General features: G+C 66.9%; 25 protein-coding genes and 1 tRNA gene. 11 read left to right on the top strand and 15 right to left on the bottom strand.

The features are described 5' to 3' along the window. The first annotated feature begins 102 nt into the window (after positions 1-102). Positions 103-1,224 carry a phosphoserine transaminase gene (gene serC / locus KRR55_RS06935; RefSeq protein ID WP_217388352.1) on the top strand — a complete coding sequence of 374 codons (1,122 nt, stop codon included), beginning with the start codon at positions 103-105 and terminating at the stop codon, positions 1,222-1,224. A gap of 180 nt (positions 1,225-1,404) precedes the next feature. Here serC and KRR55_RS06930 read toward each other — a convergent pair whose 3' ends face one another. Together KRR55_RS06930 and KRR55_RS06925 are read right to left on the bottom strand one after the other, a co-directional pair. After that, positions 1,405-1,926, bottom strand: coding sequence for a DUF3027 domain-containing protein (locus tag KRR55_RS06930; RefSeq protein WP_217388351.1), 522 nt, complete (start codon positions 1,924-1,926; stop codon positions 1,405-1,407). A 4-nt stretch (positions 1,927-1,930) separates the two neighbouring features. Beyond that, positions 1,931-2,314 (bottom strand): cold-shock protein, encoded by a 384-nt coding sequence (locus KRR55_RS06925; RefSeq protein ID WP_217388350.1) that lies wholly within the window; start codon positions 2,312-2,314, stop codon positions 1,931-1,933. 249 nt (positions 2,315-2,563) lie between these two features. On the opposite strand from KRR55_RS06925, the gene KRR55_RS06920 reads away from it, so the two are divergent. From KRR55_RS06920 to KRR55_RS06900, 5 genes are all read left to right on the top strand, one after another. After that, on the top strand, positions 2,564-2,794 hold the full coding sequence (locus tag KRR55_RS06920) for a hypothetical protein (RefSeq protein ID WP_217388349.1): 231 nt from the start codon (positions 2,564-2,566) through the stop codon (positions 2,792-2,794). 133 nt (positions 2,795-2,927) lie between these two features. After that, a complete protein-coding gene (locus KRR55_RS06915; protein WP_217388348.1) occupies positions 2,928-3,638 on the top strand; it encodes a response regulator transcription factor in 711 nt (236 codons plus the stop codon). Positions 3,639-3,719: 81 nt separating this feature from the next. Then, positions 3,720-5,156: a sensor histidine kinase gene (locus KRR55_RS06910; protein WP_254455984.1), complete on the top strand. Its 1,437-nt coding sequence runs from the start codon at positions 3,720-3,722 to the stop codon at positions 5,154-5,156. A 178-nt stretch (positions 5,157-5,334) separates the two neighbouring features. Then, the gene (locus KRR55_RS06905; protein ID WP_217388346.1) at positions 5,335-5,625 is read left to right on the top strand and encodes a WXG100 family type VII secretion target; all 291 of its coding nucleotides are present in this window, start codon (positions 5,335-5,337) and stop codon (positions 5,623-5,625) included. Between the two features lie 56 nt (positions 5,626-5,681). After that, positions 5,682-6,578 (top strand): DUF4031 domain-containing protein, encoded by an 897-nt coding sequence (locus tag KRR55_RS06900; protein WP_217388345.1) that lies wholly within the window; start codon positions 5,682-5,684, stop codon positions 6,576-6,578. Here KRR55_RS06900 and KRR55_RS06895 read toward each other — a convergent pair. The 4 genes from KRR55_RS06895 to KRR55_RS06880 all read right to left on the bottom strand — a co-directional run bounded on the left by KRR55_RS06895 (position 6,550) and on the right by KRR55_RS06880 (position 10,544). Next, positions 6,550-7,359 carry a phosphotransferase gene (locus KRR55_RS06895; RefSeq protein WP_217388344.1) on the bottom strand — a complete coding sequence of 270 codons (810 nt, stop codon included), beginning with the start codon at positions 7,357-7,359 and terminating at the stop codon, positions 6,550-6,552. The two genes, KRR55_RS06900 and KRR55_RS06895, sit on opposite strands and share 29 nt — an antisense overlap. 207 nt (positions 7,360-7,566) lie before the next feature. Next, positions 7,567-9,204 carry a chaperonin GroEL gene (gene groL / locus KRR55_RS06890; protein WP_217388343.1) on the bottom strand — a complete coding sequence of 546 codons (1,638 nt, stop codon included), beginning with the start codon at positions 9,202-9,204 and terminating at the stop codon, positions 7,567-7,569. Between the two features lie 280 nt (positions 9,205-9,484). After that, positions 9,485-10,153: a LytR C-terminal domain-containing protein gene (locus KRR55_RS06885; protein ID WP_217388342.1), complete on the bottom strand. Its 669-nt coding sequence runs from the start codon at positions 10,151-10,153 to the stop codon at positions 9,485-9,487. A gap of 94 nt (positions 10,154-10,247) precedes the next feature. Beyond that, positions 10,248-10,544 (bottom strand): DUF3263 domain-containing protein, encoded by a 297-nt coding sequence (locus KRR55_RS06880; RefSeq protein ID WP_217388341.1) that lies wholly within the window; start codon positions 10,542-10,544, stop codon positions 10,248-10,250. Positions 10,545-10,680: 136 nt separating this feature from the next. On the opposite strand from KRR55_RS06880, the gene KRR55_RS06875 reads away from it, so the two are divergent. After that, positions 10,681-11,454, top strand: coding sequence for a uracil-DNA glycosylase (locus KRR55_RS06875; RefSeq protein WP_217388340.1), 774 nt, complete (start codon positions 10,681-10,683; stop codon positions 11,452-11,454). Here the strand turns inward: KRR55_RS06875 and KRR55_RS06870 are convergent. Further along, the gene (locus tag KRR55_RS06870) at positions 11,451-13,265 is read right to left on the bottom strand and encodes a threonine/serine exporter family protein (protein ID WP_217388339.1); all 1,815 of its coding nucleotides are present in this window, start codon (positions 13,263-13,265) and stop codon (positions 11,451-11,453) included. The two genes, KRR55_RS06875 and KRR55_RS06870, sit on opposite strands and share 4 nt — an antisense overlap. Positions 13,266-13,464: 199 nt before the next feature. On the opposite strand from KRR55_RS06870, the gene KRR55_RS06865 reads away from it, so the two are divergent. Next, positions 13,465-14,523, top strand: coding sequence for an LLM class flavin-dependent oxidoreductase (locus tag KRR55_RS06865; RefSeq protein WP_217388338.1), 1,059 nt, complete (start codon positions 13,465-13,467; stop codon positions 14,521-14,523). 75 nt (positions 14,524-14,598) lie between these two features. Here KRR55_RS06865 and KRR55_RS06860 read toward each other — a convergent pair. Continuing rightward, a tRNA-Val gene (locus KRR55_RS06860) sits at positions 14,599-14,675 on the bottom strand. Positions 14,676-15,151: 476 nt separating this feature from the next. On the opposite strand from KRR55_RS06860, the gene KRR55_RS06855 reads away from it, so the two are divergent. Next, positions 15,152-15,736: a GNAT family N-acetyltransferase gene (locus tag KRR55_RS06855; RefSeq protein WP_217388337.1), complete on the top strand. Its 585-nt coding sequence runs from the start codon at positions 15,152-15,154 to the stop codon at positions 15,734-15,736. Between the two features lie 103 nt (positions 15,737-15,839). Here the strand turns inward: KRR55_RS06855 and KRR55_RS06850 are convergent, their stop codons facing one another. Together KRR55_RS06850 and KRR55_RS06845 are read right to left on the bottom strand one after the other, a co-directional pair. Beyond that, positions 15,840-17,402, bottom strand: coding sequence for an acetyl-CoA hydrolase/transferase family protein (locus KRR55_RS06850; protein WP_217388336.1), 1,563 nt, complete (start codon positions 17,400-17,402; stop codon positions 15,840-15,842). Between the two features lie 259 nt (positions 17,403-17,661). Next, positions 17,662-17,802 carry a hypothetical protein gene (locus tag KRR55_RS06845; protein ID WP_217388335.1) on the bottom strand — a complete coding sequence of 47 codons (141 nt, stop codon included), beginning with the start codon at positions 17,800-17,802 and terminating at the stop codon, positions 17,662-17,664. A 627-nt stretch (positions 17,803-18,429) separates the two neighbouring features. On the opposite strand from KRR55_RS06845, the gene KRR55_RS20250 reads away from it, so the two are divergent. Further along, positions 18,430-19,047, top strand: coding sequence for a hypothetical protein (locus KRR55_RS20250; protein WP_254455950.1), 618 nt, complete (start codon positions 18,430-18,432; stop codon positions 19,045-19,047). Positions 19,048-19,086: 39 nt separating this feature from the next. On the opposite strand, the gene KRR55_RS06835 is transcribed toward KRR55_RS20250, so the two are convergent. From KRR55_RS06835 to uriH, 4 genes are all read right to left on the bottom strand, one after another. After that, a complete protein-coding gene (locus tag KRR55_RS06835; protein WP_217388334.1) occupies positions 19,087-19,965 on the bottom strand; it encodes a hypothetical protein in 879 nt (292 codons plus the stop codon). A gap of 216 nt (positions 19,966-20,181) precedes the next feature. After that, positions 20,182-21,153 carry a ribokinase gene (locus tag KRR55_RS06830; RefSeq protein ID WP_217388333.1) on the bottom strand — a complete coding sequence of 324 codons (972 nt, stop codon included), beginning with the start codon at positions 21,151-21,153 and terminating at the stop codon, positions 20,182-20,184. Continuing rightward, positions 21,154-22,575, bottom strand: a complete 1,422-nt coding sequence (gene uriT, locus KRR55_RS06825) for a uridine transporter UriT (protein WP_217388332.1) — start codon at positions 22,573-22,575, stop codon at positions 21,154-21,156. It lies immediately after the preceding gene. Next, the gene (uriH, locus tag KRR55_RS06820; protein ID WP_217388331.1) at positions 22,572-23,552 is read right to left on the bottom strand and encodes a uridine-preferring nucleoside hydrolase UriH; all 981 of its coding nucleotides are present in this window, start codon (positions 23,550-23,552) and stop codon (positions 22,572-22,574) included. Before uriH ends, uriT begins: the two co-directional genes overlap by 4 nt. A 315-nt stretch (positions 23,553-23,867) precedes the next feature. On the opposite strand from uriH, the gene KRR55_RS06815 reads away from it, so the two are divergent. Continuing rightward, entirely contained in the window at positions 23,868-24,911 is a 1,044-nt protein-coding gene (locus KRR55_RS06815; protein WP_254455949.1) for a LacI family DNA-binding transcriptional regulator, read from the top strand. Positions 24,912-24,919: 8 nt separating this feature from the next. Here the strand turns inward: KRR55_RS06815 and KRR55_RS06810 are convergent, their stop codons facing one another. Further along, positions 24,920-25,465, bottom strand: a complete 546-nt coding sequence (locus KRR55_RS06810) for an RDD family protein (RefSeq protein WP_217388330.1) — start codon at positions 25,463-25,465, stop codon at positions 24,920-24,922. Positions 25,466-25,467 lie beyond the last annotated feature (2 nt).

Genomic DNA, 25,467 nt, shown 5'->3' with positions numbered 1-25,467 from the left:
GCCCTCCGGTGCGGGATTATTGAAGCACTGGGCACCCTCAATGCGCATCGGATTGCGGCAGCGGAAGTGTCCAAAGCGTAAAACCCCCTTATGAGGAGCAACATGAGCACCGGCGTGACTATTCCCCAAGACCTTTTGCCCGTGGACGGCCGATTCGGCGCAGGACCCTCCAAGGTCCGCCCCGAACAGGTACAGGCGCTCCTCGACGCGGGCACGCAGCTCCTGGGAACATCCCACCGCCAGGCCCCGGTGAAGAACCTGGTTCGCGACATCCAAGAGGGACTCAAGACCTTCTTCAACGCCCCCTCCGACTACGAAGTGGTCCTGGGCGTGGGCGGCTCCACCGCCTTCTGGGACATCGCCGCCTTCGGCCTGGTCCGCAACAAGGCCCAGCACCTGTCCTTCGGCGAGTTCGGTTCGAAATTCGCCGCCGCGACCAACAAGGCCCCGTTCCTGGAACCGTCCACGATCATCGTCTCCGAGCCAGGGACCCGTCCCGTCCCCGTGGCCGAAACCGGCGTGGATGTATACGCTTGGCCCCAAAACGAGACCTCCACGGGCGTCGCAGCACCGGTGCACCGCGTCGAAGGGGCCGACGAGGGATCACTGGTCCTCATTGACGCAACGTCCGCCGCCGGCGGCCTGGACGTCGACGTCTCGCAGGCCGATGTTTACTACTTCGCCCCGCAGAAGAACTTCGCCTCCGACGGCGGCCTGTGGATTGCTCTCTTCTCCCCCGCGGCCATCGCCCGGGCAGAGGAGATCGCCGCTTCCGGCCGTTGGATCCCCGACTTCCTGAACCTGAAGACGGCGATCGACAACTCGCGCCTGAACCAGACCTACAACACCCCGGCACTCTCCACCCTGGTCTCGCTCAATGCCCAGTTGCAGTGGCTCAACGGCAACGGCGGCCTGAAGTTCGCCGCCGCCCGCACGGCCGACTCCGCTTCCCGCATCTACGACTGGGCAGAGGCCTCCGATGTGGCTACCCCCTACGTCGCCGCTCCCGAGGAACGTTCCAACGTCATCGCCACCATCGACTTCGACGATTCGATCGATGCCGCGGCGGTGGCCAAGACACTGCGCGCCAACGGCGTGGTGGATGTGGAGCCGTACCGCAAGCTCGGCCGCAACCAGCTGCGCGTGGCGACCTTCGTGGCAATTGAGCCCGACGACGTCTCCGCCCTGCTCAAGTGCATCGAGTACGTACTGAAGAACAGCTAGCTTCCTCCGGGAACATAGAGGGCGCCGACCTGACGCGGGAATGATCCCGCGTCAGGTCGGCGCCCTCTTTTTCGGCCGGAGGCTGCCGGCGATACGGCAAAGGAAACGGGCGGCGATCTGGTGACCGCCGCCCGTTTCCTGAGGCGCTCCAGGAGATCAATCCCCTGGTTGCTTATTCATCTACTTGGAGTCGGCATCCGACTCGACGGCCGCCACGTCCGCGGTGGCTTCGTCCACCGCTGCCGCTGACTCCTGTTCGCCTTCCGGGGTCTCTCCGTCCGCGGCGGCCGGGTTGGACGCCCCGTGGGCCTCGGCGTCGGCATCGACACCAGTGCCTTCGGCCGCGGCCGCGGCCTCCTCGGCGGCGCGGCGCTCGGCGTCCATCTCCTCCGGGCGAACCCTCTCGGCCCACGGCACCCAGGCCGGCGCCAGAAGCGCGTCTTCGCCGGGAAGGATCCCGACCTCGCACACCGTCAGGTCCTTGGCCTGGGCGCGCGGGACACGGGTCAGCGTGGCAAACCAGCTCCAGCCCTCGTAGCCGGGGAGCAGCGCCTCGAAGCGGTGGGTCACCAGGCGTTCGCCGTCGTTGACGGCATCGATGTATTCACCAATGCTGGCGTCGTCCGTGATTTCCAGCAACGCCTTGCGTGCGGGCTCAACGGCCTTTGCCAGTGTCGTGTCGAGTATTGCTTTGCGGGCCATGTGATCAGGCATCCAAATCGTCGGCTACGGCGCGCAGCACAGCTGCGACCTTGGCACCCTGGGCTTTTTCTGGGTAACGGCCCCTGCGCAGTCCGTTGGAGACCGAGTCGAGCACCTTGATGAGGTCCTCGATCAGCACTGCGGTGTCCTCGGCCGGCTTGCGCTTGGCACGGGCCACGGAGGGCGCGTCATCAATGATGCGCACGCTCAGGGCCTGCGCTCCCTTGCGGCCCTCGGCGACGCCAAATTCCATGCGGGTACCTGCACGCAGCTCGGTCGTGCCCGCGGGCAGCGCCGAGGCGTTCAGATACACTTCCTGGCCTTCGTCGGTTACCAGGAACCCGAACCCCTTGGAGGGTTCGTACCATTTCACTTTGCCGGTTGGCACGTCTAACTACCTCGTTCTTGCGTCTCAATGGGCAACGACGGGGGTCAAGAAAGTTCCGCGTTCCCATTTCTGGCGATCTCCCGGCGCGAAACCACGCAGCCCGTCCCCCGAAGGGGGCTTGCGGGCGGGCTCATGCGTCCGGGGAAGTCTATATCTTCTAGGGTACGACATCAGCGGCTTTGCCCCTTCCCATCCGCGGGGGCGGGGCCCCAATGTGGCTGTTTCGCAGGTGCGCGGTAGTTTTAAGGGGTGAACACCACCGCCGACACCCCAGCATCCCAGCGCATCCTGACCTTCCTGGCCGGCGGCGTTGCCATCATCTCGCTCGCCGCCCTGGCCGTCATTCTCGTCCAGTACGCCATGCAGCTGGCCCCGGCCCCGGCGCTGATTGCCGTGTCGCTCTATGGACTGCCGCTGGCATTCATCCTGCTCATGGTGATCCTGGTGCTGAACTTCCGCCAACGTCGCCGTTCCCGCTAGTCCACATGTCCCGGAATCCCACGTAACGCCCTGCGGACTCCGGGCATCTTGGGGGCGTTCGCCGGGCCGGGAACCCTTGCGCACACAAGAAACACACAGGATTCTTACAGATAGCGGTTGCAGACTGGTAACCATGAATGCCAAAACCCCCGAAGCAAAGCTCCTGGTCGTCGACGACGAACCAAACATCCGTGAATTGCTTTCCACCTCCCTGCGTTTCGCGGGCTTCGAGGTGGTTGCGGCGGCCAACGGGCGCGAAGCCCTGGCCGCGGTGGAAGCCGACACCCCCGACCTGGCCGTGCTCGACGTGATGCTCCCGGACATGGACGGTTTCACCATCACCCGCCGGCTGCGCGCCGCAGGCAAGCACTTCCCGGTGCTCTTCCTCACCGCCCGCGACGACACCGAGGACAAGGTCACCGGACTGACCGTCGGCGGGGACGACTACGTCACCAAGCCCTTCAGCCTCGACGAGGTCGTGGCCCGCATCCGCGCGGTGCTGCGCCGCACCCAGCCGGCCGAGGAGGACAGCGCCATCATTCGCGTGGACGACCTCGAACTGGACGACGACGCTCACGAGGTCCGCCGCTCCGGCGAGGTCATCGAGCTCTCCCCCACCGAGTTCAAGCTGCTGCGCTACCTGATGATGAACCCCAACCGGGTGCTCTCCAAGGCGCAAATCCTTGACCATGTGTGGGAATACGACTTCAATGGGGACGCCTCGATCGTGGAGTCCTACATTTCCTACCTGCGCCGCAAGATCGACTCCCGAGCCGAATGGCCCTCGCTGATCCAGACCAAGCGCGGTGTCGGCTACCTCATGCGGACTGCCGACCGCCGCTAAGACGAAAGGCCGGTTCCCCACGTGGAAAGTGCCCGCAGATTCTGGCGACAGGTGTCGTTGCGGACCAAGCTCGTGGCGCTCATGAGCTCCCTGATGATCGTGGGGATCGTGGTCACCGCCGTCGGCTCGGCCCAGTCGCTGCGGTTGATGCTCACCGCCCAGCTGGACACGGACCTGAAGTCCAACAGCGCGACCATCACCGCCACCATGCTCAACGACTATGCGGGCATCGCCGAGATCAACCCCAAGTCCAACGGGCTCGCGCGCTTCTACGGGGACCTGCGCAACGAGTCCGGCGAGATCCTCTACACCATGCCGCGCAAGGCCGCCACGGACAACAAGCCGCTGGATGCCCCGGCCGTCGACGCCGGGGAAATCGCGCGGATGCGGGAGGACCCGGCCGCCTCGATCTCGGTGCGCGGCACCAACCTCGGTTCGGCCGGGTGGCGGGTGCGCATCGTGGATCTGCCGCGCACCGATTACGACTTGATCTATGCGCTGCCGATGACCTCGGTGCAGGACACCGTCACCAAGGCCACGATGCTGGTGATGTCCACCGGCATGCTTGCCACGTTGCTGATGTCGATGATCGCCTACGGAATCACCACCCGGGCGCTGCTGCCGCTGCTGCGCGTCGAACGCACTGCGGCGGCCATTGCCGCCGGGGACCTCTCCCGCCGCGTGGAGGACTACCCGCCGGAAACCGAGGTCGGGCGGCTCTCGCGCTCGCTGAACGCGATGCTGGCGCACATCGAGCACGCCTTCCGCGGGCGGGCGGCCTCGGAGCGCAAGATGCGCCGCTTCATCCAGGACGCTTCCCACGAGCTGCGCACCCCGCTGGTGACCATCCAGGGGTATTCCGAGTTCTACCGGCAGGGCGGGCTCAACGACCCGGAGATGCTGCGCACCGCGATGGGGCGCATCGAGGCCGAGTCCAAGCGCATGGCCCAGCTGGTGGAGGACCTGCTGACCCTGGCGAGGCTGGACGAGCAGCGCCCGCTGGAGCGCAAGCCCATCGACCTGCTCCTGCTGGCCGGGGACGCAGCCGAGGACACCCGGGTCAATGCCGTGGACCGCAAGGTCCGCCTGATCGGCCTGGACGGCGGGGCCCCGCAGCCTGCACCCACTTCCGGGGACGAGGCCAGGCTGCGGCAGGTCGTGGCCAACCTGATGACCAACGCACTGCGATACACCCCCGAGGGCAGCGACATCGAGATCGCCGTCGGCGTCAAGCCCGTGATCGACGGGAGGTCCGACGCGGTGCTGGAAATCCGCGACCACGGCCCGGGCATTTCCGAGGAGGACGCGGGGCGGGTGTTCGAGCGGTTCTACCGCGCCGATTCCTCGCGGCAGCGCGAGACCGGCGGGACCGGGCTGGGGCTGGCCATCGTCGCGGCGATCGCCGCGCAGCATGACGGTTCCATCCGGCTCAGCGACACCCCGGGCGGCGGGGCCACCCTGTCGATCCACCTGCCCTACGTCAAGCCCGAGGACGAGCCGGACGAGGACGAGGACTGATCCTCCGCCTGGCGTTGTCCACACCCCGTTGCGGCCCCCGGACCGCGGCGGGGGTGCGTGCCCTAGCCTGAAAACGGAGGCACGCATCCAACCAAAGCGCGCTTCCCTCCGGGCCCTGTGCGGGATTGTCGCCCGCGGACCGGTGCCAATTCGCCATTGCACGGGAGTGAAGCCCATCATGAGCACCTTTGCCGCCAACACCAACGAAATGCAGGCCCGGTCCATGAACCTGCATGCCACCATCGAGCGCGTCCGGGCGGAGGTGAACTCGTTGACCTCCTCGCTGCAGGACCTGCAGGGCACCTGGCAAGGAGCGGCCTCGGCCAATTTCCAGTCCGTGGTGGCCGACTGGCGCAACACCCAGGCACGGGTGGAGGAGTCGCTGGCCTCCATCGGAACCGCACTGAACCGGGCCTCGGTGCAATACGACGAGGCCGAGGCCGCCAACGCGTCCCTCTTCACGTACTGACCTCCTGGGGCGGCCAGTCGCCGGGGCGCGATGCACGCGCGTATTAGTCTGGGGACGTGTCCATCCTCATTGATCCCCCGTCCTGGCCGGCCCACGGAACGTTCTTCTCGCATCTGGTCTCCGATGCATCGCTTGAAGAATTGCACGACTTTGCCCGGGACCAGGGCCTGCCCGAGCGCGCCTTCGACCGGGACCACTACGACGTGCCGCAAAAGCGCCACGACGATCTGGTCGCGGCTGGCGCCGTCCCGCTCCCCGCCACCGAGCTGGTGCGCCGGCTCATAGCCTCGGGGCTGCGGGTGCGCGCCAGGGAACGGCCCGAACGCCTGGACACGGTGTTGCTCGCCCGCTGGGACGCTCTGGGGCTCGGTGCCCCGGAGCTGGGCCGTGAGCTGCTGGAATGTTGGAGCCAAGAGCAGCGCGTCTACCACGACCGGGCGCACCTGCTGGCGGTGTTGACGGCCCTGGACACCCTGACCGGCGGGACGGCGGCCGGAGGGGCGCACCTGCCGGTATACCTGGCGGCGTGGTTCCACGATGCCGTGTATCGCGGCGCGGCAACGGATGAAGAGGATTCGGCGGCGCTGGCCACAGCGCTCCTGCCCGGCCACGGCATCGCCGCTCCCGTGGCGGGCGAGGTCAGGCGCCTCGTCCTGCTCACCAAGACGCACAAGCCCGAACCCGGCGATGCTGCCGGTGCCCTGCTCTGCGATGCGGACCTGGAGGTCCTGGCCCGGCCCCCCGCTGCCTACAGGCGGTACACCGCCGCGGTCCGCCGCGAATACGCCCACGTGCCCGACGCCGACTTTGCCCGCGGGCGCTCCGCCATCCTGCGCGGGCTGCTCGACGGCGGTTCCCTGTTCTCCAGCGAACGAGGGCGGGCGCTCTGGGAAGATGCGGCGCGGGCCAACCTGTCGGCCGAGCTCAGGGAACTTGACGCCCCGGCGCAGTAGTCCGCGGTCGCTGCCCGGCCCCGTTTCCCCCAAGCGTTGACGCCCAGAGCGGTTCGTTTTCCCGCACGAACCGCGCGGCACCCGCCCAATGGCGGCCATGCCCGTCGACGAACATTCCGGCCCACGGCCGAATGTCCCTGCGGTGGGCCTCGTGGAGGAAATCGTACATGGCCATGGTGCGCTCCCCCAGGGCACCGGGCAATCGGGCGCGCAGATCGGCGTCGGCCCGGTAGCCGTCGAGAACAAGCACCCGCAGTCGCGCCGCCGCCCTCCCCGGATCCTCACCGGCGACGAGGAAGGCAAACGACTGTGCCGCATAGGCCAGATCCCAAAGCCGGGTACTCGGACCCGCGCCGTCCCAGTCGATGAAGGCCAGGCGCTCCCCGGCAACCAGGTTCCACGGGGCGAGGTCGTTGTGGCAGATCAGGTTCGCGTGGGGAACCGGGATCACGGTGGACCAGGAATCGTCCGGGTTCCGTTCGAAGCTTTCGGCGGTGTCGTGGATCCGGCGGATCCGGCGCCCGACCTCCTCCAGGACCTCCAACGGCAGGGGCCTGTCATGAGGCGCCGGTGTCCCGGGGGCAAATTCCGTAACCTGCCGGCCCTGGGCGTCCTTGCCCAACGGCAGCGGGACGTCGGTGAGACCCTGCTCGCGGAGGTGGGCCATGAACCTCTGTACCGAGGGCGTGCTTTCAAGCCAGGGCTTGCGCACGGTCATGCCGATGCGCAGTACTTCCCCCGCGGCATTCCCGCCGGCCAGCGGCTCTTGGATTTCCGGCATGGCCCCATCCTATTCCGGCGCGCCGTGCACCGGGAGCAGGGCGTTTTCGCGGCGTCCGTTTTCCCGTCGCTTCCTTGTTAAAGCGGCAAGCCGCCTTCCCGGGCGGTGTACCGTCCTCCCGTGGGGAGGAACGGTGCACCGCGGGAAAGCGGCTCACGGTATTAGCCAGATGCTGCTAACGCAGGCAGGCGCGGTAGGCAGGGGGGATTAGAATCCGCCCATGCCGCCCATGCCACCCATGTCGTCGCCACCCGGTGCTGCTGCGCCTGCCGGAACCGGCTTGTCAGCGACAACGGCTTCGGTGGTCAGGAACAGGCCGGCGATGGAAGCGGCGTTCTGCAGGGCAGAGCGCGTAACCTTTACAGGGTCGTTCACGCCGGCGGCGAGGAGGTCCTCGTACACGCCGGTGGCTGCGTTCAGGCCGTGACCTGCAGGCAGGCTCTTGACCTTGTCGGCGACAACGCCCGGCTCCATGCCGGCGTTGAAGGCGATCTGCTTCAGCGGAGCTTCGATGGCAACGCGAACGATGTTCGCACCGGTTGCCTCGTCGCCAACGAGTTCCAGCTTGGCGAATGCAGCAGCGCCGGCCTGGATGAGGGCCACGCCGCCACCGGCGACGATGCCTTCCTCGACGGCGGCCTTGGCGTTGCGCACTGCATCTTCGATGCGGTGCTTGCGTTCCTTGAGCTCGACCTCGGTAGCGGCACCGGCCTTGATGACTGCAACGCCGCCGGCCAGCTTGGCCAGGCGTTCCTGCAGCTTCTCGCGGTCGTAGTCCGAATCGGAGTTCTCGATCTCGGCGCGAATCTGGTTCACGCGACCGGCGATCTCCTCGGCGTCGCCGGCACCCTCGACGATGGTGGTCTCGTCCTTGGTGACAACGACCTTGCGGGCGGAGCCCAGCAGGTCGATGGTGGCGTTTTCGAGCTTCAGGCCGATTTCCTCGGAGATGACCTGGCCACCGGTGAGGATGGCGATGTCGGCCAGCATGGCCTTGCGGCGGTCGCCGAAGCCCGGTGCCTTGACGGCGACGGACTTGAACAGGCCACGGATCTTGTTCACGATCAGGGTGGCAAGGGCTTCGCCCTCGATGTCCTCGGCGATGATCAGCAGCGGCTTGTTGGACTGCATGACCTTCTCAAGGATCGAAACCATGTCCTTGACGTTGGTGATCTTCGAGTTGACGATCAGGATGTACGGATCCTCAAGGACCGTTTCCTGGCGCTCGTTGTCGGTGACGAAGTAGGCCGAGATGTAGCCCTTGTCGAAGCGCATGCCCTCGGTGAGCTCAAGCTCGAGGCCGAAGGTGTTCGACTCCTCGACGGTGATGACACCTTCCTTGCCGACCTTGTCCAGTGCCTCGGCGATCAGGGCGCCGATTTCGTTGTCGCCGGCGGAGATCGATGCGGTGGCGGCGATCTCTTCCTTGGTTTCGATTTCCTTGGCGGAGGCCAGGAGCTCAACGGTGACGGCCTCGACGGCCTTCTCGATGCCGCGCTTCAGGGACAGCGGGTCGGCGCCGGCGGCAACGTTGCGCAGGCCTTCCTTGACCAATGCCTGTGCCAGGACGGTGGCGGTGGTGGTGCCGTCGCCTGCGACGTCGTCGGTCTTCTTGGCAACTTCCTTGACGAGTTCCGCACCGATCTTCTCGTACGGATCCTCGAGCTCGATCTCCTTGGCAATGGAGACACCGTCGTTGGTGATCGTGGGGGCGCCCCACTTCTTTTCCAGGACGACGTTGCGTCCACGCGGGCCAAGGGTGACCTTGACGGCGTCAGCCAGGATGTTCAGGCCGCGCTCAAGGCCGCGGCGTGCTTCCTCATCAAATGCAATGATTTTGGCCATAGCGGCTTATGTCCTTTCGGGACGTTCATGCGTATCTACGACCTGAGGCAACGCCCGCGACGGACGAAGAATCCACGATGTCATGGGACGATCGCAAAAGCTTCTCGCTGCCCTGGTCAAGGACTCACTCAAACACCGCCCCGAAGCCGCACGTAGTCGGTCGAATCTTCGATCGAATTAGCAGTCGGGGCATGCGAGTGCTAATACAAATCTTGGCACTCAACCACTCGGAGTGCAAGCTGTGGGTCTTTGCCGTAAGCGTATTGCGGCGCTGCGCTCCCTAGCGGAAGTTGCTTCCCAGCACGATGGCGATATTGCCCGGGATGTTTGCGCTCTGCATGACCGAGGTGATGTCCAATTCCGCGGCCGCGGCCTCCGCGGTGGCCCGGTGGGTCTCTGAGCGGTAGTAGACCGTGGAGTAGGTGACCTTCTTGGTCCAGTTGGAAGCCGCGACGTTGCTGAACCCGGCGTTCTGCAGCTCGGTACGCGCCTTGCCGGCAAGGCCGCCGACCTTCGCGCCGTTGTAGACGCCCATGGCCATGGAGGTGTCAGCGTCTTCCGGCAGGGGGCTTTCGCTGGACTCGGCGGAGGAGCTTGCTTCGGTGGGCTCGGCCGATTCGCTTTCGGCAGGCGTTTCGCTGGCCTCGGACGGCGATTCGGACTCGGAAGGCGATTCCGCTGCCTCGGAAGACGCCGTGGCCTCCTGCGCGTCCGAGGAGCTGGCGGCAACGGATGCCGGATCGGTTGGGGTGCCCGTGAACTTGGGCAGGACCATGAAGGAGAAGAGTCCCACGACCAGGGCAATGGCCCCGAAAACCATCAGCCAACGCAAGCCGGATCGGGCCCCGCCCACGGATGCGGCGGCAGCCCAGCCGTTTTCGCGGTGCGATCCGCTACGGTTGCTGAACTCTGGGACGCGATCAAATTCATCGCGCGGATAGTTGGTCATGCCCGTCCTCGGTGATGTGGCTTGCAATGTGGGCATGCGCGGGTGCAGGAATACAAGTGCGGCCTGGCCCCGAAACGCCAGACGTGCGTTGCAATCATGCCTCGGATCCGAGCCGTTTCGCCGACCGAGCGCGATGCCTCGTCGTTCGTAGTCTACGCAATCGCTTGACCAGCATGGGGTCATGGGCCAGTGCCGCGTCCGTGTCGATGAGCGTGTTCAGCAATTGGTAGTAGTTGGTCGGGGAGATGGAAAACAGCTCCGAGATGGCTTGCTCCTTGGCTCCGGCGTACTTCCACCACTGGCGTTCCAGCGCGAGAATCCGCTGGGAACGCTCGTCCAGACCGCTGGATTCGTCAAGCTCGAACTCCAGCCCAAGTGCCTCGGATGACATTGCACTTCCCTCAACAATCCGGTTCCCCGGTTCACGGCGAACTACCGGGCAATCTGCCCCAACTGTAACTATTCTAACGTGTCGCCCCCGCAAACCGTTTGCCCATCCGGCTGGGCATCTGCCCACAATGTATGTCATGGACACCCGCGAAACGCCCCTCTTCGAGCTCCCCGAGCCGACACCCGACACCACCGCCTTCCCCTTCGGCCACGGGCTCGCCGCGGCCGTGGCGGGCGGCTACGTGGCTGCCGACTGGGCAGAGGCGCTGGCGCCGGTGGAAGGCAACATGGTGTCCCTGGCGCGGGAGCTGGAGCGCAGGCGCTCCTCCGGCGAGCGCATCCTCCCTGCGCCCCCGGACATCCTGCGGGCCTTCAGCCGCCCGCTGTCCGAGGCCCGGGTGCTGATCATGGGGCAGGACCCCTACCCCACGCCGGGGCATTCCATGGGGCTGAGCTTTTCCGCGCTGCCGCAGGTCCGCCCGCTGCCGCGCAGCCTGAAGAACATCTACCTTGAGCTGCACGAGGACACCGGGGCGCCGATCCCGGCCCACGGGGACCTCTCCGCATGGGCCGACCAGGGCGTGGTGCTGCTGAACCGGGTGTTGACGGTGGGTGCAGGCGCCGCGGGGTCGCACCGGAAGCTGGGCTGGGAGGCAGTCACCGACGCCGCCATGTCCGCCCTGGCCGCGCGCGGGGGCCCGCTGGCGGCGATCCTGTGGGGAAAGGACGCCCAGGCGCTGGCACCGGCGCTGGGCCCAATCCCGATCATTGCCTCCGCCCACCCCTCACCGCTTTCGGCGCGGCACGGTTTCTTCGGCTCCAGGCCCTTTACCCGTGCCAACGAATTGCTGGTGGCGGCCGGCGGCGCCCCCATCGACTGGGCGCTTCCGCTGGCGGTGCCCAGGGCCTAGCGGCGGCGGATGTTGCGGCGCTCGGCCAGCACCTCGGCGCCGATCAGCGGGCGGGCGATGGTGTCGCCGAAGACCACGCCCCCGGCAATCGCCATCATGATGGTGAACGCCGTGAACATCTGCACGATGGCCGAGTTCATGTCGTCGATCTCGAAGACGATCCCGTACATGGACCGGAAGATCATCAGCCCGGGCAGCAGGAACACGATGGCGGGGGCGGCGAGCACCAGCTGCGGGGCCCCCATCTTGTAGGCCACCCAGCGCCCGGCCAGGCCGACGAAGGTCGCCGCGACCGCGGGCGCGGCCCTGTCGCCCACTCCCAGTGCCTGGATGCCCAGCAGGATCAGGTAGCCCAGCAGGGCGATTCCGCCGGTGGGCAGCAGGAGCTTGGGCTCCGATTGTTCGGTGATCGCGCCCATGATGACAGCCGCCACCACCAGGGCCGCCAGCAGCCAGCCGGGATAGGAAATCGTGTCGATGACCCGCACGTCCAGTTCCGGGGCGCCGAGCAGCTCGCCTCCCACCAATGCCGTCATGATGCCGGTCAGGATCGCGGCATACGTCAGCGCGGCGGAGAAGAACCGTCCGGCCGCGGTGACAGGGAACCCGTTGATCGCATCTTGCAGGGCTGAGACAAACCTGGCCGAGGGCAACAGCAGCAGGATGCCGCCTGCCACTACCAGCGCCGGGTCCATGGGCGCGTTCAGGGCGTGGAAGAGCACCGCAATGGCCGTGACGGCGAAGCTGGCGGTGGCAACCGAGAAGAACTCCGGCACCCGCCAGCGTGCGGCGTGCTTGATGATCTGTCCGACCGCCAGGGATGAGACGAAAGCCAGGACGGCCCCGGGCAGGGATCCGCCGATGAAGATCACGAAGAGGGCGGCAAAGGCGCCGGAGGCCGAGGCGATCATCCAGCGCGGGAAGGGCTTGGGCCGACGCGAGATCTCCCGCAACCTGTCCACCGACTGCTGCCGGGTCACGCCGCCGGAGACGATGTCGGAAACCAGCCGGTGGACCTCCGCCAGTCCGGCAAAGTTGTTGGTCCAGGACCGCACCACGCGCAGCATGGAAAACGACTCGCCCTCCGGCGGGGCGAAGTTCAGGTGGATCGACTGGTTGGTGATGTCCACGTCCGTGTAGCTCAGCCCGAGGGCGGCCGTCACGGCAATGACACTGGTTTCCACTTCCAGGGCACCGGCACCGTAGCGGAACATGGTTTCGGCAAGGTCAAGTGCGAATTCCAGGGTCTTGCGCGCCGAGGCATCCTGCGCAGCGTTCACCTTCGGGTTGGCATAGGGGGTCCCCTTGAGCCGCTCGACGATGTTGAACGCCTGGGTGGGCGGGGTGTCGGAGGCCAGCCAGCGCGAGATCATGCGCTTGGCGGTGGGGTTGGCGCGCGGCGGCAGGGCCGGCGCGCCGCTGGACGTGATGCCTACCTGCCCGGTCTTCGCGTTGATGGCGTCCTGGGCCAGGGTGGTGGGCCGGGGCCGCTTGGCGGGCTTGGCCGGTTTCGGCGCCTTGGGCGGCTTGGTGCCGCTTGGTCGCTTGCCGGCCGGACGACCCGAGGGCTTAGCTTCTTGCTTGGCGACGGGTTTCGTGGGCGTCGGTTCGACAACCGGCGTGCCGGCGGCGGGCGCGTCGATGGCGGGGAACTTCGGGGCGTTTTGCGCGTGCGCGGCAGCGTCCTTCAGGGCCTGGGTGATGTGGACCATTTCCCGCGCCTGGACGCGGCGAATGCTCGAGACCTGCGGGTTGGGATCCTCGCCCGGGGATGCCGGGGCGGCGGTGTCCGGCCCCTTACCTGAAGACACGCTTCCTCCTGTCGATTGCGCTTGTTTCCACCACCATACCGCCGCTTTATGGTGCATTGATCCACGGACCGCACAACTCACATTTGACTGTTTGGACACAGTGCCCGCACCTGCCCCGGGAATATCCGCGCCATGCCCGGAGTTGAGCCATAATGAATGCAAACGCATATAACTTTCGACAGGAGAGCGACGGGAAACCATGAGTGAATCCACCCCGAACACCCAGCAATTTGAGATCGGCATCGAGACCTTCGGCGACATCACCAACGACGCCAGCGGCCAGCCGCTGCACCCGTCCCAGGTCCTTCGCAACGTGGTCGCCGAGGCCAGGGCCGCCGAGGCCGCGGGACTGGATTTCTTTGGGGTGGGCGAACACCACCGCGACGACTACTCGGTCTCCGCGCCCGAGGTGGTCCTGGGCGCCATTGCCTCGGTGACCGAGAAGATCAAGCTGGGCTCCGCTGTGACGGTGTTGAGCTCAGATGACCCGGTGCGCGTCTACGAGCGCTTCGCAACTGTCGACGGCCTGTCCAACGGCCGCGCCGAAGTCATCCTGGGGCGCGGCTCCTTCATTGAGTCGTTCCCGCTTTTTGGCTACGAGCTCTCCGACTACGAGCTGCTCTTCGAGGAGAAGCTCGCGCTCTTCGCCAAGCTGCGCAAGGGCGAGCCCGTGAGCTGGTCCGGCCAGACCCGCTCCGCACTGCGGAACCAGGCGGTCTACCCGCCGATTGAAAACGGCACCCTGGATGCCTGGGTGGGTGTTGGCGGCAGCCCCGAATCGGTGGTGCGCGCGGCACGGCACGGCCTGCCGCTGTTCCTGGCCATCATCGGTGGGCAGCCGATGGCCTTCGAGCCGCTGACGCGGCTGTACAAGCGCTCGCTGGAGGAGTTCGGGCACCGGCCCCAGCGCATCGGTGCGCACTTCCACGGATTGGTTGCCGACAGCGACCAGGAGGCGCTGGACCTGTTGTGGCCGCACTACAAGACCACCATGGACCGGCTGGGCGCCGAGCGCGGCTGGCCGCCGGCCAGCCGCATGCGCTTCGAGGCCTCGGCCGGTCCCGAGGGCTCGCTGCTGGCCGGCAGCCCGGAGACCGTGGCCAGGAAGATTGCCCACTTTGCGAGCGGTCTCGGGCTCTCACGCGCCGACATCAAGTATTCGGCCGGCTCGCTGCCCCACGAGACCATGATGCGCAGCATTGAATTGCTCGGCACCAAGGTCAAGCCCCTGGTCCTGGAGATGCTCGAGGCCAAGTAGGCCCGGGCCCGCCATTGCGGCGGAAGCCGCCACTAACAACGAAAGGAACCCCGGAAATCCGGGGTTCCTTTCTGTTGGTGGTTCTTAGCAGACTCGAACTGCTGACCTCTCGCGTGTGAAGCGAGCGCTCTAACCAACTGAGCTAAAGAACCGTGCTGCCACTCCCAAGGGAGTACCTAGCAAGATTAGCCGAGCACCTCGGTGCACGCCAAATCGGCGCGAGATGTTTCCGCGTTCCGGCCCACGCAGGCCCGCGCCGCCGCAGCGCCGATCGCTCGCTGCCGGGGCCACGCCCGGACGCAAAAGCAACGGGTGAATTGTTGGTGAATCCGCGGTCCTGCAATAGCACCAAAACCCTTGATATTCCGGGGGATTTCGGGGTCCGGGACAGTGTCTCGCGACGGAGCTTTCGAAGCGGACGGCGAGTCGCCCCAAAGCCGTGTTTACAACAGGGCTTTCGGCGGGTAATAATTTCACTGTCGAATTCTTCGACGCCCAAACTGGGCCCTACAAGGAAGCTGCCGGGAACCGCCGGCAGCGGTCCCCTACCGGCCAAAGAACCGGCCCGGCGTAATTCCGGGAACCACTTCTTTTGTTCGCTCTCTTTTTGCTTAGAGGACCGCTCCCAGTGCTTCCCAACATTGAGTATTCCCTGTCTTACTCCGCGCCCACCGGCATCGAACGCGATGCCCTGTCCGCGCTCACCCTGAACCCCGACGCCCGCTGGCACGAGCGCATGGACCATGCCTTGTTCGTTGTCACCGCGTTGCACGAGGGAACCCGGGTGGGCATGGGAATCGTCCACAACGCCGTCACGGCACCCACCGAGGCGCCGCGCCCCATGGAGCTCGGTGGCATGTTCGTGCACCCCGCCTACCGCCGCCTGGGCATCCGCCAGTACATGGCCGAGGCGCGGCTAACCTACGCCCTGTCCATGGGCGGGACCCCTGTCACGGTGATCGACAACCGCAACCAGGCCTCGTGGGGTTACTACGAGCGATCGCCGCGGTGGACGCGCGAACGCGAATACACCGGCTACTTCACCGGGCTTCCCATGACCATCTGGGTGTCCACGGAATCCTCCTGGTACCGCACCGGCATGGGTCTGGCTCCGCTGGTCCCGGCCCAGCCGAACACCGTGCTTCCGCACGGCATTCACCAGGCGCGCCCGGTGGAGTTCGGGACGGACCAGGACAGCGCAGTTCCGGCCTAAATCCATCGAGGACTGTCAAGGTCCGGCAAAACGCCGGGAGCCCGCTTCGCCCAAGCCGTGAAGGCGTGCGAAACGGGCTCCCGGCGTTGCCGGTTCCGGGTCCTTAGCTGGCCGGACGCATGTCCCCGTTGTCGATGTAGCGCTGGTGCCAGGACAGTGCCTCGCCCAGCAGGTGCGGGGTGTGCTTGCCGTAGCTGGAAACCTTTGCCCGGTCGAAGTAGTCCTGCAGCATCGGGCGGTACTCCGGTGCGGCGCAGTTGTCGATGACCACCTGGGCGCGTTGCTTGGGCGAGAGCCCGCGCAAATCGGCCAGACCCTGCTCGGTAATCAGGATCATGGTGTCGTGCTCGGTGTGGTCGACGTGGCTGGCCATCGGCACGATGCCGGAGATCTTTCCGCCCTTGGCGGTGGACGGGGACATGAACACCGAAAGGTAGCCGTTGCGGGCGAAGTCGCCGGAGCCGCCGATGCCGTTCATGACGTGCGAGCCGACCACGTTCGTGGAGTTCACGTTGCCGTAGATGTCGGCCTCGATCATCCCGTTCAGCGCGATGCACCCCAGCCGGCGCACCAGCTCGGGGTGGTTGGAGATTTCCTGCGGGCGCAGCAGGATCCGCTCGCGGTAGAAGTCCACGTGCGCATTGAACTCGTCGATGCCGTCGGACGAGAGCGAGAAGGAGGTCGCAGAGGCGAATCCCAGGGTCCCGTCCTTGAGCAGGGACAGCATGCCGTCCTGGATGACCTCGGTGTAGGCCTGCAGGCCCTTGTAACCGCCGCGGGCCAGGCCGGCGAGCACCGCGTTGGCGATGTTTCCCACGCCAGATTGCAGCGGCAGGAGCTTGTCGGTGAGGCGGCCTGCCCGGATCTCGTGGTCAAGGAAGTCCAGCAGGTGGTCGGCGATCTGCGTGCTGGTCGCATCGACAGGGGCAAAGGGGCTCAGCCGGTCGGGAGCGTTGGTTTCCACCACGGCGACGATCTTGGCCGGGTCCACGCGCAGGTAGGGCTCGCCGATGCGCTGGTCGGCGGTGGTCATCTCGATGGGCAAGCGGCGCGGCGGCAGCGCGGTGCCGTAGTAGATGTCGTGCATGCCCTCCATGGCGGCGGACTGCTGGGTGTTGACCTCGATGATGACCTTGTCGGCCATGTCCAGCCAGGTCTTGTTGTTGCCCACCGACGAGGACGGGATCAGGCTGCCGTCCTCCTTGATGCCCACGACCTCGATGATCGCCAGGTCGATCTTGCCGTAGAAGCCGAACCAGGCGTGCTGGGCCACGTGGGAGAGGTGGATGTCCATGTATTCCATCTCGCCGGCGTTGATGCGCCGGCGCAGCTCAGGATCCGACATGTAGGGCAGGCGCAGATCCATGCCCCCGGCCCGGGCCAGCACCCCGTCGAGCTCCGGGGCGGTGGAGGCGCCGGTGAGCACGTTGATCTTGAACGGATTTCCGGCGGCCTGCTCCTGCTCCATGAGGGCGGCGAGTGCGCCGGGGACGGCCTTGGGGTAGCCGGCGCCCGTGAAGCCACTCATTGCCACCGTCATGCCTGGCTTGACCATGGCCGCGGCCTGTTCGGCCGTCATTCGAAGGTCAAGGAACTTGGAGTATTGGATCCGATCGTGCACGGCTGCCCTTCCTAAAGATGTGTGACACACGTTGCCTCGTGTCATTCGCGCCACTTTAGTCCCTGATCGCGTCACATTTGGGCCACTTTGCGCCTTCGATGCAGGTAACCGCCGGTCGACTCGGTGAGGCGGCCCGTATTTGCGGTGACTGGCAACAGGCATCGAGGGAATCGGTTGCCTTGCAGGGATGGATGAAGGACCGCCGGAAACACGAAAAACGGGTGCGCTTGCCACATCCATGGCCGGCACACCCGTTCTTCTTGTTCAGTGGCCCGGGCCGTTCATTCCCGTGCCATCTAAATTCCTATGCGGCTTTTTCGGCGCCTGGTTCCCCGTGCCTGTTGTGGGCCTTGCGGTAGCGCGAGACCATGGCAAAGGTCAGCACGCTGAGTAGGCCGATCATCGCGATGGCGGTGATGATGAGTGCTTCGTGACCTGGTGTCATTCTGATCCGTCCTTTCGTGACTGTGCGGCAATTCGACGGGGCATGCCCAGCGTCGTTCACCGCCGGGAGCGCCGTGTTCGACGCCGGGAGGCGTCGAACAGTTGGCACATTCCGAGTGGTGCTATTGCAGGCCCTCCACGTCGAGGGAGGTGCCTGCCGAATTTCGAACAATCCTCGTTGATCCGCCGGTCCATTGACCGGCCAACTCCAACGTGCAATCGACATCCGAAGCGATGTGCAGGGGCCCGTCAGCAAAGATTTCTGGCAGGCGTGCTTCATCGGATCGCGCGGCCCGCTTTCGGTTCAGGCTGCAGAGCGTGGGTACGGGGGATTTGCTGTCGCTACCTTCAGCGCTGCATCCGGCCCTGACAAATTCATCCCGGCCCAACTGTCCGTTCCGCCCAAGTGTTTGCACTGCTATACGAGCGGCCGTGCGGAAAATTCCGCTGCTCACGCTCTTCTGGCAAATCTCTAGGGGACCTTTAACTATCGCATGATAGTACTAAATGGACAAATCGGCTGGCACGTGGAATCCGCGTGGTCCAACGCGGAGGTTCAACTCTGGACCCCAAAAAGGCGGGAAGCCGCCCCCTTGCCCGTTCCAGGGCACATAGTAGGCTTCCGTCCATGACCGTCGCCGTCGTCTTCGTCGCAGTGCTGGCCCTGTTGGCCATCTTCCAGCTTGCCTTGGCGTGTGGGGCGCCGTGGGGTCGGTTCGCGTGGGGCGGGCAACATCCCGGCATCCTGCCGACCGGCTACCGGATCGCCTCGGCGTTCTCCATCCTGGTCTACGGGTTCATCGCGGTGCTTGCCCTGCACCGGGCAGGAATTCTCGACATGTTTCCGGAAGGCCTCTCCCGCGTGGGCAGCTGGGTCGTGTTCGGGTACCTTGCCCTCGGGGTGGTGATGAATGCGATCTCCCGATCCAGGCCGGAGCGCTACGTGATGACACCGGTTGCGCTGGTGCTCGCGGTCCTCGCGCTGCTCATCGCGCTGTCACCCGCGCCCGAACGGTCCTTCGCCGGCACGGTGCTGGATGGCGGGACCGGTCCCGTTTACTGCACGACCGTCATGGAGTCCTTCCCGCCGCAATGCGGCGCCGACTCCCCCGCCGTGCTCGGCTGGGACTGGAGCGCCGTCGAGCACGAGCAGGCGCAGTCTGTCCGCTGGGGCGAGTACAGCTTCCAGGGCGTGCGCGGGCGCGACACGATCACCCTCGTCGACGTGGCAGCACCGCTTCGCTGAACGGAACGGAAAAAAGGGAACACCGATGGCCGCCGAACCTCAGAGGTGCCGGGAAAGCCATTCCTCCAGCGCGTCGAGGCTCCACGACGGAGCCCGCACCAGGATGATCTCCCGGTCCTCCCGGAATGCCTCCTTGACCCCGTCCGCTCGGCCCAACTTGCGGACCATCCTGTCGACCGCGCGCGAGCGTTCGTGGGCGATTTCCTCGCCCAGGCCGATCTCGAAGTCGTAGTCCCCCTCCTCGCCGCGGACGTCCTCGACCTCGTAGGGCGGCTCCGGCTCGGCGAGCTCGTCGTCGCTCTCCTCGTCCCGGTTCAGCTGCTCGATGAGCCTGCGCGCGTACTGGGCCATGCTGTCGTCCTGCGGCTCATCAAGCCCGTGGAAGATCCTGACCACGAGGACCACCGGGAGACCGGGGAGGAAGTTGTGGTTCTTGCCCGTCCCGCTGACCAGCACCGGGTGGTTCTCCAGGTGGTAGCGCTTGTGGCTGTCATGCGCGATCTCCCACCGTGCCAACGGCGCGCGGGCCAGCACCACCTGGGCAAGGTAGGACACCAGCCCGTCCAGAAGCGTCAGCGACTGAATGGACAGGGTCTGCTCCACCTCCCTGGTATGGCGTTCCCACGACGGCCAGGCCGCCCTGGCCACGGAGGCGGGGTCGGTGGCGCCGGCGGCTTCGCGGGCGGTGAACCTCGAAAGCATCCAGCCCCACAGCGGAACCAGGCTCTCCGGGGTGCCGTCCAGGACAACGGCCGGATCCTGGCCGTCAACCGTCATCAGTTCCTCCAGCCGGCGCAGGGCCGGTGGGCGTTCGTCAAGGAACTCCCGGAGCGCGGCCCGGGCCCGGGGCCGGGTCATGTACATGTAGTCGTCGCTTCTCTTGGCGTCGAGCCACCTCTTGAGCGGGCCGAATGGCATGGGCTGGGTCCTTCACGGGCTGTGCGGTTCCGCGGTCCGGGACACCTGGTGGTGCGCCCTCACCCTGAGCCTAGGTGCACCCGAGTGGACGCGCAACGGGATGCTGCGCCCACTTGGCTTAACGCCGGATCCCTCCCGGGGAAAGGTCCGGGAGGGATCTGGCGCGGCCGGGGGGTCCCGCCCTTCCCGGGGGATCGGGGACGGGCAGGGAAGGGGCTAGGCGTTGAGCCTGGCGTTGACCGCGGCGGCATCCGGGTAGGCGGCCTGCGTGCCCTTCCGGGTGGCGGCAAGTGCGGCTCCCACCGAGGCGAAGGCCGCGGCATCGGCCAGGGCGTCCCCGGCGGCCAGGCGCGCGGCCAGCCCGCCGGTGAAGGCGTCGCCGGCGCCGGTGGTGTCCACCGCGTCGACCCGGGTCGGGGAGATGCGGACAATGCGCTTCCCCGTCTCGGCGGTGGAGTCCAGCACCACCGAGCCTTCGGCACCCAGGGTCACCACGGCGCTTGGCAGCCCGCGGGCCACCAGGTGCTCCAGGACCGGTTCCCAGGCCGAGGCCTCGGCATCGGGTTCCGGGATCCGTTCCCCGCCAAGGAATTGCGAGGCCTCGTGCGCGTTGACCAGCAGCACGTCCGAGAGCCGGGCCAGGCTGGCGGGGATCGGGGCGTACGGGGAAAGGTTCAGCAGCACCTTCGCGCCTGCATCAGCGCCGGCCCGGGCCGCTGCCTCGACGGTCTCCAGGCCGACCTCCAGGCACAGGCAGAGCACCGCGGCGCCCTCGAAGGCGGCAGCTGCCGCCTCGACGTCGGCCGGGGACAGGGTCCCGTTGGCGCCGGCGGAGATCACGATGCTGTTCTCCCCGTGCGCATCCACGGTGACCACCGCGACGCCGGTCTCCACGCCCTCGGCGCGGCGGACCTGGCTGACGTCGACGCCTGCGGCGGCGCAGGACTCGAGCAGCATGGTTCCGTTCGCGTCCCGGCCCACGGCGCCCACCAGGGCCACGTTGCCGCCGAGCTTCCCGGCGGCAACCGCCTGGTTGGCGCTCTTGCCGCCGGGGTTCACGGTGAAGCCCTCACCGTGCAGGGTCTCCCCCGGGGCCGGCAGTCGCCGGGTGTAGATGGTCAGGTCGGCGTTCAGCGAGCCGACCACGATGATCCGGCCGGCCTGGTTGTCCGGGGCTTGGGTATCCAACTACTTCACCTCTGCATCGACGGGCTTGGGGATCAACAGCGACGCGGCGAAGGCGGCCACGGTGATGAGAAGGCCGACCACCACCACGGTCACGTAGGAGGCGCGGTCGCCCAGGGACGATGTTCCCACGAGCACCGCGGGGAGCACCAGGAAGCTCAGCCCGGCACCCAGGTTGAAGGCGCCCGCGTTCATGCCCGGCAGGAAGCCGGGGTTGCCCTTGGGCGAGAGCACCACACCCAGGCCGTTGAGCATGATGTTGGCGGTGCCGGCGTACATGATGCCCAGCAGCGCGGTGCCGGCAACCATCATGGGAAGCGAATCCATGCCGAAGAACACGATGACCAACAGCGCGGCCACCGAGCCGACCATGCCGATGCGCAGCACCTTGTTGTAGCCCCACACCGGGGCCAGGCGTCCGCTGATGGGTCCGAAGATCCAGCCCAGCAACGCGTAGGGGGTGAGGATCAGCAGCGCGGTCTGGGTGGGACCGACGCCGAAGCCGGGGCCGGCCGCCTGCACGTAGGCCGGGACGATGCCGTTGATGACCGCGAAGATGCCGGTCATGGTCAGCACCGTGGTCAGCAGCGGCGCCCAGGTGGCGCGCTGGCGCAGGTGCTCGAGCTGCACCATGGGCTCGGCCACGCGCTTCTCGGTGGCCCAGAAGCCGTAGAAGGCGGCGGCGGCCAGGGCCAGCAGCACGACGGAGGTGATCACGGTGGCTGGGTCGATGCCGCCGACCAGCTTGGCGGCCTCGTTCAGCGCGGTCAGCAGGGCGCCGACGGCAACGACGATGAAGAACACGCCGCGCCAGTCCATCTTGGTGCCCGCCTGCGGCTTGGACTCGCGGGTCAGCAGTGCCACCGCGGCTGCGGCCAGGACGGCGAGGACGACCATGAACCAGAAGATGGAGCGGAAGCCGTGGTTCTCGGCGAGGTAGCCGCCGAGGAAGGAATCGACGCCGGCGACCCCGCCGTTGACGGCGAGGATCAGGCCCATGAGGGTGCCGTAGCGGCGCGGGTTGGGCACGGCCGAACGCAGCATCAGCAGGCAGAGCGGGACGGTCGGCCCGGAGATGCCCTGGATGATGCGTCCGGCGAAGAGCCAGCCGATGTTCGGGGCCAGGGCCGCGACCACGGAGCCGACGGCGGTCAGCAGCATCATGATGACGAGGATGCGCTTGCGGCCCACCACGTCGGAAAGTCGGGGCAGGAAGAGGGAGAACAGCGCGGCCGTGGTGAAGAACCAGGTCTGGGACAGGCCGATGGCCGCCTGGTCGGTGCCCAGTTCCTCGCCCATGGTCACCAGCGCGGGGCTGAGCATGGAGGCGTTGAGCTGGAACGCCACGCAGGCGGTGAGCAGGGCGGCGGTCAGCGCCGCGGCGCCGCCGCGGGTGCCGGTGGCCTTTTCGGTCAGCGTGCTCATGCGCTTGCGAGCTCGACGTCGCCGATGCGCACCAGCGCGTCGGTCACCAGGTTCCAGAAGCGCTCGTGGTCAAGGTCCACGGCGACGGAGGTGTGGCAGTCGGCCGGGGCCGGGGCGCGGAAGTCGGCCACCGTCATGCCCAGGGTCAAGGTGCCCTGCAGCTCGATGTTCACCGGCACCTTGCGGGTGGTGACGATGGTCGGGTCGATGACGTACGCGACGGCGCAGGGGTCGTGGACCGGCGGGAAGTCGAAGCCCTGGGCGTCCTTGTAGGTTGCCTTGAAGAAGTCCATGAGTTCGCGCACGAACTTGGCCGGGCCGGTGCCGACGGCCTCGATCTGCGCGACGACCTCGTCGGTGGCAAGCGCCTGGTGGGTCAGGTCGAGCCCGACCATGACCACCGGCCACTTCTCGTTGAAGACGATGTGCGCGGCCTCGGGGTCGATGATGATGTTGAATTCGGCCACGGCGCTCCAGTTGCCCACGTGGTAGCCGCCGCCCATCAGCACGACTTCCTTCACGCGCTCGACGATGCGCGGCTCCTTGCGAGCGGCCATGGCGATGTTGGTCAGGCCGCCGGTGGGGACCAGGGTGACGGTGCCCGGCTCGTGCGCCATGATCGTGTCGATGATCAGGTCAACGGCGTGGCGGGGGTCCAGCTCGATGGCGGATTCGGGCTGCAGCGGGCCATCCATGCCCGATTCGCCGTGGATGTCGGGCGCGTTTTCGATGGTGCGCACCAGCGGGCGGTCGCAGCCGGCGGCGAAGGGAACCCCGGTGATCCCGGCGATGGTCCCGGTCGCGAGTGCGTTCTTGGTGACCTTGGCCAGGGTCTGGTTGCCGACCACGGTGGTGACGGCAAGCAGTTCGATCGCGGGGCTGCCGTGTGCCAGCAGGATCGCAACGGCGTCGTCGTGCCCGGGATCGCAGTCGAGGATGATCTTCCGCGGCTCGGTTGAAGCGAGGGGTGCGCCCATGGTTTTCTCCACATCTTCGGGGATAACTTCCCGCCGGATCGCGCCCGCGGAAAGGGAATGCTGTTTCCCCGGAATTCTGGCACCTTTTGGCACCCCGCGTCAAACGCTTAACTTGAGTGGCAAAAACTCCCTAGTCAAACGCTTGACGTTGAACGGCCGAATCGGAATCCGCCACGTACGGCGCTTCGCCCGGTGACCGGCACCGCGGGCGCGGGATCGGTGCCGGCGTTCCGCGGGTCCCGGCGGGAAATGCGGGGCGACGAGGCCGGGACGGGACAGCGGGCACGGCGCCCGGCCTCGACTAAGATAAAGGCCATGCATTCGACCCAAAAGCCGCGCGCCACGGCACCCACTCGGCGACGGGTCACCGCCGCCATGGTGGCGGAGCGCGCCGGGGTCTCCACCGCCACGGTTTCGCTGGTTGCCAACGGCAAGGCCAGCGGCCGGGTCTCCCCCGGCAACGAAGCGAAGGTCCGCGAGGCCATACGCGAGCTTGGATACGTGGTGGACTCCATCGGCAGTTCGCTCGCCCGGGGCGTGAGCAACACCGTCATCATGGTCGCCCCCGATATCTCCAACCCCTTCTTTGCCACGGTCATTGCCGGGGTCCGCGCCGCCCTGGGCTCCCACTACCAGCTGCTCCTCTCGGTCACGGATGCCGGGCAATTGCCAAGCGCCGATGACACGCGCCGGCTGCTGGGGTTGCGCCCGGCCGGTCTGCTCGTTGACGCGCCGGATCCGTCGTTCCTGGAGGAGCTCTCGGCCCCGGGCCCCCTGGTGCTGCTTGATGCCCCGGGATTCGGGCCCGAGGTCCCGGCGGTGAACCTCGATGTGGCCCAGGGCGGACGGCTCCTGGCCGAGCACCTTGCGGCCGCCGGGCACAAGAAGGTCGCCTACATCGACGGCACCACCGGAACCACCACCTTTGAGGTCCGCCGGGCCGCCTTCCTCGAGGCCGCCGGAACCCTGGGCATGGAAGTCCCCGAGGGAGCGCGGATCGCAGCGACCATCAATGTCGGCCTGGCAGCCAACGCCTTCGCCGGGGCCTGGCCGCAGTGGAAAAAACTGGGGGTGAGCGCGGTGGTCTGTGCAACGGACACCCACGCCTACGGAGTGCTGCAGGAAGCCCGGGCCGCCGGCATCTCGATCCCCGGGGAACTCGCCGTGACCGGCTTCGACGACCTGCCCTACTCGACCACCAGCTCCCCCGGCCTGACCAGCGTCAACCTGCCCGGTGAGCTGCTGGGCCGCAGGGCCGCCGAGCAGTTGTTGCGTCTCATCGGCGGCGAGGAACTCGAAGCCCGGCAGGTGACGCTGGAAAGTTCGCTCATGGTGCGCGGATCGACCGTGGAGGCCTAAGGTCTTTCTCAGGTGGCGGCCGCCGCACGCAAGCGCACGGTCGTTCCCGCAGCCGCATCATGGGGTCCGCGCCCGGTGGCCAGCACCATTACGACGTAGAGCAGTGCAGCGGCCGACGCCGCATTGAGTCCAACAAAAATCCACGGCGGAGGCTCGGATTCGTAGCCCTCGCGGTAGTACACGTACATCATTTGCCACACAAAAAAGTGGGCTAGTTCCCAGGGCAGCAGCTTCACGATCGTTCTGAGCAGGATTTTCGCCCGGCTGGGCGCCGCACCGTCCGCTCCCGTCACCTCGAGCCCCATCCTCCTCTTGCCCCAGGTCGCGTGGTGCGGGCCGGCTTCGGTCCGGTACAGGTAGATGCCGACCACGAACGTGAGCAGCAGGAAATACACCAGTTGGCTGCCGACCGGGCCAATGGTTCCCAGGGTGTCGGGCAGTTCCCCGCGCACCAGGAAGACGACGAGGGAGGCCACGCCAAGAATCGTCATCCATGCCAGGATGGCCAGGTAATCCAGTCCCGTGGCGGCCAGACGCCGCGTCCGCTCTCGCATGC

The organism is Paeniglutamicibacter quisquiliarum, assembly GCF_019084045.1.
Lineage (GTDB): Bacteria > Actinomycetota > Actinomycetes > Actinomycetales > Micrococcaceae > Paeniglutamicibacter > Paeniglutamicibacter quisquiliarum.
Note: the sequence above shows the minus strand (reverse complement) of the source record. Positions and strands in the feature narration are given on the sequence as shown.